General features: G+C 68.4%; 11 protein-coding genes. 5 read left to right on the top strand and 6 right to left on the bottom strand.

The window, feature by feature from the left end; translation table 11 throughout:
• The first annotated feature begins 74 nt into the window (after positions 1-74).
• Positions 75-1,112: an FAD:protein FMN transferase gene (locus tag H7U20_RS09210; RefSeq protein WP_199758831.1), complete on the top strand. Its 1,038-nt coding sequence runs from the start codon at positions 75-77 to the stop codon at positions 1,110-1,112.
• Between the two features lie 119 nt (positions 1,113-1,231).
• Positions 1,232-1,720, top strand: coding sequence for an EVE domain-containing protein (locus H7U20_RS09215; protein ID WP_199758832.1), 489 nt, complete (start codon positions 1,232-1,234; stop codon positions 1,718-1,720).
• Between the two features lie 58 nt (positions 1,721-1,778).
• Here the strand turns inward: H7U20_RS09215 and H7U20_RS09220 are convergent, their stop codons facing one another.
• Both H7U20_RS09220 and H7U20_RS09225 read right to left on the bottom strand, forming a co-directional pair.
• Complete coding sequence (locus tag H7U20_RS09220; protein ID WP_199758833.1) at positions 1,779-2,291, bottom strand: GNAT family N-acetyltransferase; 513 nt, start codon at positions 2,289-2,291, stop codon at positions 1,779-1,781.
• A 205-nt stretch (positions 2,292-2,496) separates the two neighbouring features.
• Positions 2,497-3,258 carry a substrate-binding periplasmic protein gene (locus H7U20_RS09225; protein ID WP_199758834.1) on the bottom strand — a complete coding sequence of 254 codons (762 nt, stop codon included), beginning with the start codon at positions 3,256-3,258 and terminating at the stop codon, positions 2,497-2,499.
• A 195-nt stretch (positions 3,259-3,453) separates the two neighbouring features.
• On the opposite strand from H7U20_RS09225, the gene H7U20_RS09230 reads away from it, so the two are divergent.
• Together H7U20_RS09230 and H7U20_RS09235 are read left to right on the top strand one after the other, a co-directional pair.
• Positions 3,454-6,045: a TonB-dependent receptor plug domain-containing protein gene (locus H7U20_RS09230; protein ID WP_233410595.1), complete on the top strand. Its 2,592-nt coding sequence runs from the start codon at positions 3,454-3,456 to the stop codon at positions 6,043-6,045.
• A gap of 52 nt (positions 6,046-6,097) precedes the next feature.
• A complete protein-coding gene (locus tag H7U20_RS09235; protein ID WP_199758835.1) occupies positions 6,098-7,000 on the top strand; it encodes an SAM hydrolase/SAM-dependent halogenase family protein in 903 nt (300 codons plus the stop codon).
• A 105-nt stretch (positions 7,001-7,105) separates the two neighbouring features.
• On the opposite strand, the gene H7U20_RS09240 is transcribed toward H7U20_RS09235, so the two are convergent.
• Complete coding sequence (locus H7U20_RS09240) at positions 7,106-7,573, bottom strand: Rrf2 family transcriptional regulator (RefSeq protein WP_199758836.1); 468 nt, start codon at positions 7,571-7,573, stop codon at positions 7,106-7,108.
• Between the two features lie 109 nt (positions 7,574-7,682).
• Here H7U20_RS09240 and H7U20_RS09245 point away from each other — a divergent pair, with 109 nt between their 5' ends.
• Positions 7,683-8,582, top strand: a complete 900-nt coding sequence (locus H7U20_RS09245; RefSeq protein WP_199758837.1) for an NAD(P)/FAD-dependent oxidoreductase — start codon at positions 7,683-7,685, stop codon at positions 8,580-8,582.
• 68 nt (positions 8,583-8,650) lie between these two features.
• Here the strand turns inward: H7U20_RS09245 and H7U20_RS09250 are convergent, their stop codons facing one another.
• From H7U20_RS09250 to H7U20_RS09260, 3 genes are all read right to left on the bottom strand, one after another.
• Positions 8,651-9,733, bottom strand: coding sequence for a DUF418 domain-containing protein (locus H7U20_RS09250; RefSeq protein ID WP_199758838.1), 1,083 nt, complete (start codon positions 9,731-9,733; stop codon positions 8,651-8,653).
• A gap of 108 nt (positions 9,734-9,841) precedes the next feature.
• A complete protein-coding gene (locus H7U20_RS09255; RefSeq protein ID WP_199758839.1) occupies positions 9,842-10,432 on the bottom strand; it encodes a hypothetical protein in 591 nt (196 codons plus the stop codon).
• 84 nt (positions 10,433-10,516) lie between these two features.
• Positions 10,517-11,851, bottom strand: a complete 1,335-nt coding sequence (locus H7U20_RS09260) for a glycosyltransferase (RefSeq protein ID WP_199758840.1) — start codon at positions 11,849-11,851, stop codon at positions 10,517-10,519.
• Positions 11,852-12,268: the final 417 nt, after the last annotated feature.

Consider the following 12,268-nt stretch of genomic DNA (forward strand, 5'->3'; position numbering starts at 1 on the left):
GACCCGTTGGGTCCGACCCCAGGTTTGCGCCCTTGGGTGAAAAGCGTCATTCATCCACGAACCAGAAAGCCCGTATGTTGAAGACCCTGCTGCGCCGCGCCGCGCCTCTCCTGGCCGGCGCCTTGATGCTGTTGTCGGCCGCCGGCGGCCAGGCCGCCACCGACACCATCCACCATATTCCGGGCCGCGTGTTCGGCACCGAGATCGACGTCGCCATCTACGGCGAGAGCCAGCAGCGGGCGGAGCAACTGGGCGCCCGCGTGCTGGCCGAGTTCGACCGCCTGCACCACAAATTCCACGCCTGGCAGCCGAGCGCGCTGACCGAGCTCAACGACGCCATCGCCCGTGGCGAAAGCTACCAGTCGGACGCCGAGATGGTCGACATGCTGCGCGCCGCCACCGCGCTGGCCGAGCGCTCCGACAATCTGTTCAACCCGGCCATCGGCCACCTGATCCGCCTGTGGGGCTTCCAGAGCAGCGACATCACCGCGCACGCGCCGACGCCGGCCGAGATCAAGCGCTGGGTCGACGCCAAGCCGCGCATGAGTGACCTGCGCTACGACGGCCACAAGATCTCCAGCCGCAACAAGGCGGTGATGCTGGACCTGGGCGGCTACGCCAAGGGTTACGCGCTGGACCGCGGCGCCGCCATCCTGCGCGGCGAACAGGTGCGCGCCGCGCTGATCAACATCGGCGGCAACGTCATGGCCATCGGCCAGCCCGGCGCGCGGCCGTGGATGGTCGGCGTGCGCGACCCGCGCGGCGCCGGCTCCATCGCCCAGGTGGCCTTGCACGACAACGAGGCGATCGGCACCAGCGGCGATTACATGCGCTACTTCATGAACGACGGCAAGCGCCACCCGCACATCATCGACCCGCGCAGCGGCGACACCATCGACCTGGTGGCCTCGGTCACCATCATCACCGGCGGCGGCAACGACGCCGGCACCCGTTCGGACGGCAACTCCAAGCCCTTGTTCATCACCGGCCCGCGCGGCTGGAAGGCGATGGCCAAGCGCCTCGGCCTGAACGAAGTCATGCTGATCGACGCCGACAAAAACGTCGAGATGACGCCGGCCATGCGCGAACGGATGGTGATGAACAAGAACTAGCGCTAGCACTAGCACCAGCTCCCGGGGCGGCAGGCTACTGACAGGATCTGTCAGCGGCCCGGCCTATCATGGCGGCAGACCGGCAGCGGCCGGCGCCAATATGAAGGGGAGGGCGGGCGATGAGCAGATTTTGGTGTGGCGTGGTGTCGCGGGAGCACATCCTGCGCGGCGTGCAGGGCGGCTTTTGCCAGGTCTGCCACGGCAAGCGCGGCTCGCTGGCGCGCATGGCGGCCGGCGACGGCATCGTCTTCTACTCGCCGGTGCTGCAGTTCCAGGGCGCCGAGAAATGCCAGCGCTTCACCGCCATCGGCCGCGTCGTCGGCGACGACACCTACCAGGTCGAGATGACGCCCGACTTCCATCCCTTCCGCCGCGATGTCGCCTACCAGGCCTGCGACGAGGCGCCCATCCATCCGTTGTTGCAGGAGCTGGAATTCACCCGTGGCCGCAGTAGCTGGGGTTACTCCTTCCGCATGGGGCACTTCGAAGTGTCCGAGGCCGACTTCATGCTGATCGCCAAGGCCATGCTGCCCGGCGCGCAGGGATTCGCCGCCGCGGCGGAGTCGGCCAGGCCGCGCCAGGGTTCGTTGTTGTTCGAGCCGGGCTGAGCCGGTGCGCCAACTGCTAGCCGCCGCTGAACGGGCTGGCGTTGCATCGAGATTTTCTTTATCCGCTTGACCGGCCGGCGACGGCCGCGTCGGTTTGCTGTGCTTGCTCGCCGCGCCACTCCATCGACAGGTGGATGCCGGCCACGGCGCCGGCGACGAAGCCCAGGCGTTGGTATAGGTGCTGGGCGGGGTTGTCCAGCAGCACACTCAAACGCAGCGGCAGCGCCGCTTGCGCGGCCTGCTCCATCAGCAGGCGCAGCAGGCGCTGGCCGATGCCGCGCCGCTGGAAACCGGGCAGCAGGCAGATGTCGACCAGGCGCAACTCGGTGGCGCCGCGCTCGACGATGATGCGGCCGACCGGGCTGTCGTCGAGCAGCACCAGTTGCGCCGCCGCCAGTGGAAACTGCGCCTGGTAGTACTGCTGCTGGGCCTTGAACTGTAGCCGCACCAGATTCTGCAAACCCTCGCCGTCGCAGTCCAGGCCGGCTAGGTCCTCGCGCGTGCCGGTGTACAGCGCCAGCAGGAAAGCTTGGTGGCCCGGCATCGCCGGCGTTAGCGTGATCGTGTCCATGGTCGTTTCGCTCAGTCGCGCGGAGGGATCAGGTTGGGGCCGGCGAGGGCGGCCGGACCGGCCAGCGGCGGGGGGCGCCGTCTGGACATGGAAAACCTTGCAAACCAGAAGGATGTGCAAAGTCTGATACTACGCCGATTTTCTTGCCGTAAGAACAGTCAATTACTGCAACGTGGTTTTTTTTGTCATTCCGTCGTGGATCGGCTCAGCGCTCGCCGTAGCGCAGGCGGATGGCCGCCAGTTCGCCGCCCTGTTCGAGCCGGCCGATGGCGGCGTTGATCGCTTCCAGCTGGGCCGGCGTGGTGCTGGCCGTGTTGAGCATCAAGTGCACCGAGGCGCGCAGCGCGACGAAGGGCAGGGCGGCGATCTTGACGCCCTGCTGGTGCGCCTCGTAGCGCAGCGCGCCGGCATCGCCGAGGATCAGCTCGGCGCGGCCGGCGGCCAGCATGCGCACGCCCTGTTGGAAACTGCCGAAGGTGCTCAGCTGGCCGTCCTGGCTCAGCGCCGGCAGCACGCGGGCGTAGTCGCGGCCGTACCAGCCGACCTTGGGTGCCAGCAGGGGCAGGTGGTCCTTGGCGATGCCGTCGAAGCCGGCCAGGTGGCGGTACTTGGCCAGCTTGTCGGCGGTGGTGAAGACGCTGACCGTCTCGTAGCGGTAGGGCACGCTGAAGCGGGCGTAGCGATGCCGCTCGGGCGTGTCGGAGGCGGCCAGCATCAGGTTCAGCTCGCCTTTCTGGAACAGGATCTGGCGCCGCGCGGTGGGCAGCTCGGGCTGGATCAGCAGGGTGCAGCCGGCCTCCTTCAAGATGGCCTGGGCCAGCTCCAGGTCGAGCCCGGTGATGCCCGTTTTGGCGCTGTTGTAGATGTAGGGCGGCCATTGTTCCAGCGCCATCGTCAGCGTGCAAGCGCCGGCCCGGAAGGTCAACGCTGCCAGCGCCGCAGCAAAAACAACATGGCGCCCCCGCATGTTCGATCCTCGTGTGTGGTGTGAATTGTGTCTATGGGGTAATTTGACAGAATGCGCCTGAAAGTCAAGCGCCCATGGGCAAATAAGCTTATCAGGAAAAAATCCTTATTCGGCAAGTTTGCATGCGGGTAAGATGAAAATCCGACCCAGGCTTGCGCCTTGCCAGTCATTCACCCGTATTCCCGGAGGGACATCTTGAACACTCGCCACCACGCCCAGCTGCCGCCGCCACCGTTGCGCCTGTCCGACATCGCACCGCCGCACTTGCGCCTGCGCCCGCGCGCCGTGGCGCTGGCCTGCGCGCTGCTGGCCGGCATGGCGCCGCCGCTGCGGGCCGAGGAAGCGGCCGTGCCGCAAGGCCAGGAGCAAGGCCGCCAGACCGTCCAGGAACAGGGCGGCGGCGAGACGGCGGCGCGCGCCAGCATCGACCAGGTCACCGTGGTCGGCTCGCGCGCGCGCAACCGCACCGTGTTCGACAGCAGCGTGCCGATCGACCGCTTCGGCGCGCGCGAGGTCGGCAACGCGCTGGCCAGCGGCGAGGTGGGCGCGGCGCTGCAGAACCTGTCGCCGTCGATCAACTTCCCGCGCATCGAATCGAGCGGCGCCTCCGACTCGGTGCGCGGCATCCAGCTGCGCGGCTTGGCGCCCGACCAGGTGCTGGTGCTGATCAACGGCAAGCGCCGCCACACCAGCGCCGTGCTTGACACCGAGAGCAGCTTCGCCGGCACGGTGCCGGTCGACATCAACGCGATTCCGCCCGGCGCCATCGACCACATCGAGATCCTGCGCGACGGCGCCGGCGCCCAGTACGGCAGCGACGCCGTGGCCGGCGTCATCAACATCGTCTTGAAGAACGCCAAGCAGGGCGGCTCGGCCTCGGTCAGCTACGGCCTCAACCACACCGACTTCGCGCCGACCAAACAGACCTTGACGGACGGCCAGACCAAGATCGTCAACGCCGACTACGGCGTGCCGCTGGGCGACGCCGGCTTCTTCCGCTTCGGCGCGGAAACGCGGCGCCGCTCGCCGACCGAGCGCGCCGGTCCCAGCGATGCCGGCTGGACCTCGTGGAATTCGACCCCGGCCGATCTGGCGCTGGACGGCAAGGTGCTGTTCAAGTCGGGCGACTCGAAGCAGAACAACGACTACCTGTTCTACAACAGCCTGCTGCCGCTGGCGCCCGGCGTCGACGCCTATTCCTTCGCCACGCTGAACCAGCGCAAGTCCGACGGCAGCGCCTACTTCCGCTTCCCCGGCGATCCGTCCAACGTGCCGGCGCTGTATCCGCAGGGCTACCGTCCCGTCACCCAGGGCGACAAGACCGACCTCAGCGTGGTGGCCGGCCTGCGCCTCGCCGCCGCCGCCGGTTGGAACTGGGACCTGAGCGCGCGCCACGGCGGCGACAAATTCCGCTACGACCTGAGCAATTCGGCCAACGCCTCGCTGGGCGCGCAAAGCCCGACCAGCTTCCACCTGGCCACCTTCGACTATCGGCAGAACGCGCTGAACGCCGACCTGAGCCGCGAGCTGGATCTGGGCTTGGGCCTGGCCGCGCCGCTGAACCTGGCGGTCGGCCTCGAATACCTGCGCGAGACCTACCGGAGCACGCCGGGCGATGCCGCCTCCTACGCCGCCGGCCCGCTCACCGACGCGCCGCCGGGCGCCCAGGCCGGCCCCGGCCTGCGTCCCGCCGACGCCTTCGACGGCAGCCGCAACGTGCGCTCCATTTACGCCGACCTGGAGCAGGAGCTGGGCAGCCAGCTGTTGCTCGGCGCGGCGGCGCGCTATTCCGACTACAGCGATTTCGGCACGGCCTCGACCGGCAAGCTGTCGGCGCGCTACAAGTTCACCGACAACTTCCTGCTGCGCGGGTCGCTGTCGAACAGCTTCCGCGCGCCGGCGCTGGTGCAAACCGGCTTCCGCTTCGCCACCCTGAACTTCAACAGCGACGGCAGCGGCCTGCAGACGGCGGCCCTGCTGCCGGCCGGCGACGCCCTGGCGCGCCGCTTCGGCGCTGAAGCCTTGAAGCCGGAGAAGTCGACCAACCTGTCGCTCGGCCTGGCGTGGAAGCCGGCGCCGGCCACCAGCGTCACGCTGGACGCCTACCGCATCCGCATCAAGGACCGCATCACCCGCAGCAGCGATTTGCAGAGCGAGGCGGTGACCGCCTACCTGGCCGGCATCGGCCGCAGCGACATCCAGTCGGTGGCCTACCTGGCCAACCTGCTCGACACCAGCAGCGACGGCCTAGACGCGGTGCTCAACCACGAGCTGAACCTGGCCGGCGGCAAGCTGAACCTGAACGCCGCGCTGAACCTGAACAAAACCACCTTGGACAAGGTGCGGCAGAGTTCGGCCGCGCTGGCCGCCATCGACCCGTCGCTGACGCTGCTGACCGACAGCAGCCTGTTCCGCATCCGCAACGCTTCGCCCAGCAGCAAGCTGATCCTCGGCGCCGACTGGCAGGGCGCCCGCTGGGGCGTGCTGGCGCGCGCCACCCGCTTCGGCGCGCTGAAGGACTTTTCCTACGACCAGGAGGCGCCGCTGATCGACGGCGTGCACGCCCAGCGCTTCGGCGCCGTCTGGTCGCTGGACCTGGAGGCGCAGTACAAGCTGAGCAAGCAGCTGACCCTGGCGCTGGGCGGCAACAACGTGCTCGACCAATATCCCGACCGGGTGCGCCAGACCAACAACGCCAGTTACGGCGGCGCGCTGCCGTACAACTTCGTCAACCCGATCGGCGTCAACGGCGCCTACTTCTACGGCAAGCTCAGCTATACTTTTTGAGCATTGATTCCTCCACATTGTTGAACAAAGGTAGACCACGATGGCATTTCGCATGATTCCAAAATTGATCGCCACGGCCTGCCTCAGCGCCGTCATGATGACCCAGGCCCACGCCGCTTCGGCGCTGGTGCTGCTGACCGACTTCGGCACCGCCGACGGCGCCGTCTCGGCCATGCGCGGCGTGGCCTACGGCGTCGACCCGACCTTGCAGGTGTCCGACCTGACCCACCAGATCCCCGATTACGACATCTGGCTGGGCGCCTACCGCCTGTACCAGACCGCCAACTACTGGCCGCAGGGCAGCGTGTTCGTCGCCGTGGTCGATCCCGGCGTCGGCACCGAGCGCAAGTCGGTGGTGCTCAAGACCCGTGGCGGGCGCTACTTCGTCGGCCCGGACAACGGCCTGTTCACCCTGATCGCCGAGCGCGACGGCGTGGCCGAGCTGCGCGAGATCGACGAGTCGCGCAACCGCCTGGCCGGCTCCGCCGAGTCCTACACCTTCCACGGCCGCGACGTCTACGCCTACGTCGGCGCGCGCCTGGCCGCCGGCGCGATCAGCTACGAGCAGGTCGGCCCGGTGTTGCCGAGCGAGTCGGTGGTCAAGCTCTCCTACCAAAAGCCGGTGTTGAAGAACGGCACGATACGCGGCATCGTCCCTGTGCTCGACGACAAGTACGGCAACGTCTGGACGAATATTCCCAAGTCGCTGTTCGAGGAGTTGCAGATCGGCCTGCACAACAAGGTGCAGGTGCGCATCCTGCACGGCGGCAAGGAGGTCGACAAGCTGGTGGCGCCGTTCGAGCACAGCTTCGGCGGCGTGGCCAAGGGCAAGCCGCTGGTCTACCTGAACAGTCTGCTCGACGTGGCGGTCGCCATCAGCCAGGGCAACTATGCGCGCCAGCACCACATCGGCTCGGGCCTGGATTGGCAAGTGGAAGTGAGCAAGGCCAAGTAAGCGCGGCAAAATAAGCGCGGTAAAGCAAGCCCCGCCAAGCTACGCCAGGCGCTGCGACATTTCGCATGCAAGAGCCGGACCTGCCACGCGCAGCGTCCGGCTTTTTTATTCCTCCGCGCCGAAGCCGCGCGGTGCGAGCGGTCCCGGATGGAGGGTCGAGCGCTGTTCGACATCGCGCGCCAGGTCGGCCAGCGTCAGCTTGGCGAAGCGCTTCATCAGCAGGGCGCGGGCGTCGCGCAGCGCGTCCTCCAGCCCGGCGTTGACGGCTTGCTCGACCAGGCAGTGCGGGTGGTCGTCCGACAGGCCGAGTGCGAACACCGCCGGCTCGCCGAGCGCGCGGTAGACGTCGAACAGGCTGATCTGCTCCAGCTTGCGCGCCAGCACCCAGCCGCCGCCATGTCCCTTTTCCGAGCGCACATAACCCTCGTCGCGCAGGCCGGCCATGGTCCGCCGCACCACCACGGGGTTGGTGCCGAGCATGTGCGCGATCACCTCCGACGTCACCGGACCCTCGTGTTGGGCCATGTGCAGCAGCACGTGCAGCATGCGCGATAGGCGGTTGTCACTTCTCATGGTCTTCCCTGGTTGGCGGGGCGCAAACGGCGCCCACGCAACATTATAAGTTGCGGGAGAATCTTCGTGCTAATATCATGTAACTTATAAAGTATCGAAAGGATGCGCGATGTCTTATGACGTGATCGTAGTGGGTGGCAGTTTCGCCGGCCTGTCCGCCGCCATGCAGCTGGCGCGGGCGCGGCGCCGGGTGTTGTTGATCGACGCGGGACAGCCGCGCAACCGTTTCGCCGCGCACTCGCACGGCTTCCTTGGCCAGGACGGCAAGGCGCCGCATGAGATCGTCGCCGAGGCGCGGCGCCAGCTGGCCGCCTATCCGACGGTTGCATTCGCCGACGGCCTGGCCAGCGCGGCGCGGCAGACGGCGCACGGTTTCGCCGTCATGCTGGGCGGCGGCCGCGAGGAGACGGGCGCGCGGCTGGTGCTGGCCACCGGCATGCGCGACGAGTTGCCGGCCATCGCCGGCATCGAGGGCCGTTGGGGGACAACGGTGCTGCACTGTCCCTATTGTCACGGCTACGAGGTGAGCGGCCAGCCCTTGGGCGTGCTGGCCAACCATGCGCTGTCGGTGCACCAAGGCATGTTGTTGCCCGACTGGGGCAGTAGCACCACCTACTTCACGCAGGGCGTGTTCGAGCCGGATGCGCAACAACTGATCGCTTTGGAACAGCGCGGCGTGCAGATCGAGCGCACGCCGGTGGTCGGCTTCGCCGGCACCGCGCCTGCGATGCAGGCGGTGCGCCTGGCCGACGGCCGCGTGCTGACGATGGCCGCCGTGTTCACCGCGCCGCGGTCGCGCATGGCCAGTCCGCTGGCGCAGCAACTGGCTTGCGCCTTCGACGACGGCCCGCTGGGCGCCACCGTGCGGGTCGACGAGATGCAACAGACCAGCGTCAAAGGCGTCTACGCGGCGGGCGACATGGCGCAGCCGCGTTCCAACGCCACGCTGGCCTCGGCCGGCGGGGTGATGGCCGGCGTCGGCGCGCACCAGTCGCTGATTTTCGGCTAGGCCAGCGCCGGCGGCCCGCCGCGATTGGCCGCCGCAGCGGCACCGGCCAGCCGGCGCGGCCGCCGTGCTCAGCTGGCGGTGACCCTGCGCATCAGCCACTCCAGCGGACCGAGCTTGAAGCGGCCGCGCCACAGGTGGGCGAAGAGTATCGCGGCCAGGCAGAACAGCAGCGCGCTGGCGACGGCGAAGCCCAGCGACTGCTCGTTCAGCAGGCCCAGCTGTTCCAGCAAACCCATGCCGAGCACGACGTGGGCGACGTACAAGGTCAGCGCCATCTGGCCGGTGCGGATCAGCGGACGCAGCCAAGGCGCGTCCTGCCAGGTTTCGCCGGCCTGCACGCACAACGCGATGACGGCGCAGGAGCTGCCGACGGCGGAGAAGAAGTACAGCGGCAGCGGCGGCATCGGCGTGGTGGAGAACAGATAGGCGACCAGTTCGGGCGAGTAGCCGCGCCGCTGAGCCTCGGCGCGCAGCGCCCAGGCCAAGGTTTCGAATACCACGGTGGTGGTCAGACCGCCCCAGAAAACCTTGCGGCGCAGGCCGGCCTGTTGCAGCGGCAGTCGGCCCAGCAGCAGGCCGAACACCAGGAAGGCGGCCCACGGCAGCACCGGGTGGAAGCCGTTGAACAGCAGGTTGCGGGCGAAGCCGGCCGGCATCCACAGGTCGGCGTAGGCCAGCGTGTCCCAGTTCCAGGCGGTGGTGTAGTCGAAGTTGAGGAACAGCAGCGGGAAGGCCAGCGCGAGGCCGATCGCGCTCCACAGCAGCGTGCGGTTCGAAGCGCCCAACAGCACGACGGCGAGGGCGATGTAGGCGCCGTAATAGTGCAGGATGTCGGCCGGCCAGACGGCGATGTAGAGCAGGCCGGTGACGAACAGGAAGGCGGCGCGCTTGAGCAGCGCGATGCGCTCGCGGCGCAGCAGCGCGGCGTCGCCGCTGAGCCGCGCGCCGTTGCTCATCAAGGTGATGCCGACGCCGGCCAGGATGACGAAGATGGCCGAGGCGCGGCCGTCGAGCAGGTTGAAGATGGCCAGCCACCAGGCGCCGCCGCCGTCGTGGGCGTGCATCACGGTTTTGAAGTTGACGATCACCATGCCGAACACGGCGAGTGCGCGGGCGATGTCGTAGCCGTAAATTCTTGATTTCTCGGACATTGCTGTTTCCTTGCGGAGAAGGCGGCCGCGCGCGGCCCGGCCGCCGCCGGCGGCGTATCGGCAGCTTAGGGGCGGCTTAGGGGGGCTTGTGGCCGGCGGCGACGGAACTCAGGCGCGGCGTTTGAGGAAGACGTAGCCCAGCGTGAGCACATTGAGCAGCAGGCTGGCGATGGCCAGCTTGGTCAGCGTGGCGAGGGCGTCGGCGGAGGTGGCGTCGTGGGCCTGCAATTTGAGCACTTCGCCGCGCACCCATTCGAGCGAGGTGGGCTCGTAGGGCAGGCTGTCGCGCAGTTGCAGCGTCTTGCCGTCGAAGACCAGATTGGCCAGATGCTTGTTTTCCAGCGACAGCGCCAGCTTGGCGCTGTAGGCCTCCTTGACGCAACCGGCGATGTTCAACTCGGCCAGATGCTTGCCGGCCGGCGCCACCAGGCGGTAGCCGAGCGGTGCCGTGCCGGCGGCGGCCGGCGCCAGCGTGGCGCTTTCGCCGAGCAGACCTTCCTTGTCGAGCGAGAAGGTCAGCAGGCAGGGTGTGGCGGGGTCGAAGCCGGCGGCGGCGTCCGGCGCGCTCAGCGTCAGGTCGATCCAGCCGTGCTCGCCGGCCAGCAGGTGGTCGCGGCGGGCGTCGGAGATGTCGGCGCCGTTACACGCGGTGCAGGCCAACAGGGTGGTGACGGCAAACCATTTTGGGATTGGGGGCATGGTGGATGCTAACTGTGGGACGGGTTGTGTGCTGCGGATGTCAGCGCCAGAAAAGTGTATCCCTCAGTTAACTATCGCGCAACGTTAGTTACAATGCATTTCAAACTGCGCCTCGAGCAGTTCGCAGACCACCGTCGCGTCCGGCTCGGCGGCCAGGCGCGTCGCCAGTTCGGCGCAGCGCGCCCGCGTTTCGGTCGACGCCAGCAGGGCGGCCAGCGCGCGCTGCAAGCTGCCGCTGCGCAGGCGGCTCATGGGCAGAGTGCGCCCGACGCCGAGCGCCTCGACGCGCTGCGCGTTGTCGAACTGGTCGTGGGCGCAGGGCACCAACAGTTGCGGCACGCCGGCGCGCAAGGTCTCGGCCAGGGTGCCGATGCCGCCGTGGTAGACCAGCGCCGCCACCTGCGGCAGCAGGGTGCGCAGCGGCAGGAAGGATTGCCACAGCACGCTGTCGGGCAGTTGCGCCGGCACTTGGGCGCGGTGCGGCGTGAGGAAGATGGCGCGCCGGCCCAGCGCCCGCACGGCGCGCAGCGCGGCGGCGAAGTAGGCGGCGCCGTGCTGGTAGCCGGTGCCGGGGGTGAAGACGATGGGCGCCTCGCCGGCCGCCAGGAAGCTGCGCACGGCGTCGGGCAGGGGCGTGTCGGCCTGCGGATCGTACAACTGGAAGCCGGCGTGGGAAAACGGTTGCGGCCAGTCCGGCTGGGCCGGCCCGTACCAGGCCGGGAACAGCGCCACCGAGGCGTCCGCCGTGTCGAGCATGTGGTCCCAGAAGCGCGTGAGCGGCGCCAAGCCGTGCGCGGCGCGCGCCTGGTTCAGCGAGGGCAGCGTGTCCGGGTCGACCGTCAGCGCCTCGGCGAGGCGCCACAGCTTGGCGCGCAGCCACAGCGGCATCCAGCGCGGCACCGCCGTGTAGCCGATGGTCAGCGGGTCGTGGCAGGTGCGCAGGTTGGCCGGCGCCAGGTAGGCGGTGACGATGCGCAGGTCGGGCCGGTGGGTGCGCGCCAGCGCCGCCGCCGCCACGCCAATCGGATGGGTCAGCATGACGCAGGGTGCGTCGGCCGGCAGGCCGGCGACGAAGTCGGGCAGGCGCTGCAGCATGGCGAGCTGGGCTTTCCAGGCGGCGCCGATGCCTTTTTTCGGGTCCCACAGCAGCGGATCGTTCAGCATCGCCGCGCTTTCCTGGTTGCTGAACAGGGCGTGGAAGCCGAGGCCGGCCGCAGCCACCTCGGCGGCGAAGCGCTGCGAGGCCAGCAGGGTCACCTGGTGGCCGCGCTGACGCAGCGCGCGGCCGATGGCGATGAAGGGGAACACGTCGCCGGCCGTGCCGAGGGCGGCGATCAGCACGTGCGGCGGCTGCGATGGCTTGGTCTTGGTCGGCGCGGCGGTGGTGGCGATGGGGTTGCGGGTGGCGCTCTCGGTCATTGCTGTCCTTGGATGAGGTGGGACGGCTGGTCTGGTGAGACGCCGTCGCGCCCGATTGTACCGGGCTGGGCACTGAGGGCAAGCGGTATTTTTGCAATACAGATAATGTTTTGGCGTGGCACTCTTGCGCGGGCCGGGCCTTGTTCGTTCAGGCTCTTCGAGGTTTGCTTAAGGGCGCATTGAATAACCCCGAATTTGTCGTTCCCGCGTAGGCGGGAACCCATGCTGAGCCAAGGGACATGCGGGGTATAGATTCCCGCCTGCGCGGGAATAACCCCGAATTTGTCGTTCCGCATCGGCGGACCGCCGCGCAGGCGGGAAGCCATGCCCCGCCGGCCGGATGTGACGGGGCATGCCTGTACTGCGCCACGTTAGCGCCCATGCTGACGTCGGCGGGAAGCCATGTTCTGTATGGGT

The sequence above is a fragment of the Rugamonas violacea genome (genome assembly GCF_016461825.1).
GTDB lineage: Bacteria > Pseudomonadota > Gammaproteobacteria > Burkholderiales > Burkholderiaceae_D > Rugamonas.

Bases quoted from the DNA above. Each gene is read 5' to 3' on its own strand.
- H7U20_RS09210 (WP_199758831.1), top strand. From the start codon at position 75: ATGTTGAAGACCCTGCTGCGCCGCGCCGCGCCTCTCCTGGCCGGCGCC.
- H7U20_RS09215 (WP_199758832.1), top strand. From the start codon at position 1,232: ATGAGCAGATTTTGGTGTGGCGTGGTGTCGCGGGAGCACATCCTGCGC.
- H7U20_RS09220 (WP_199758833.1), bottom strand. From the start codon at position 2,291: ATGGACACGATCACGCTAACGCCGGCGATGCCGGGCCACCAAGCTTTC.
- H7U20_RS09225 (WP_199758834.1), bottom strand. From the start codon at position 3,258: ATGCGGGGGCGCCATGTTGTTTTTGCTGCGGCGCTGGCAGCGTTGACC.
- H7U20_RS09235 (WP_199758835.1), top strand. From the start codon at position 6,098: ATGATTCCAAAATTGATCGCCACGGCCTGCCTCAGCGCCGTCATGATG.
- H7U20_RS09240 (WP_199758836.1), bottom strand. From the start codon at position 7,573: ATGAGAAGTGACAACCGCCTATCGCGCATGCTGCACGTGCTGCTGCAC.
- H7U20_RS09245 (WP_199758837.1), top strand. From the start codon at position 7,683: ATGTCTTATGACGTGATCGTAGTGGGTGGCAGTTTCGCCGGCCTGTCC.
- H7U20_RS09250 (WP_199758838.1), bottom strand. From the start codon at position 9,733: ATGTCCGAGAAATCAAGAATTTACGGCTACGACATCGCCCGCGCACTC.
- H7U20_RS09255 (WP_199758839.1), bottom strand. From the start codon at position 10,432: ATGCCCCCAATCCCAAAATGGTTTGCCGTCACCACCCTGTTGGCCTGC.
- H7U20_RS09260 (WP_199758840.1), bottom strand. From the start codon at position 11,851: ATGACCGAGAGCGCCACCCGCAACCCCATCGCCACCACCGCCGCGCCG.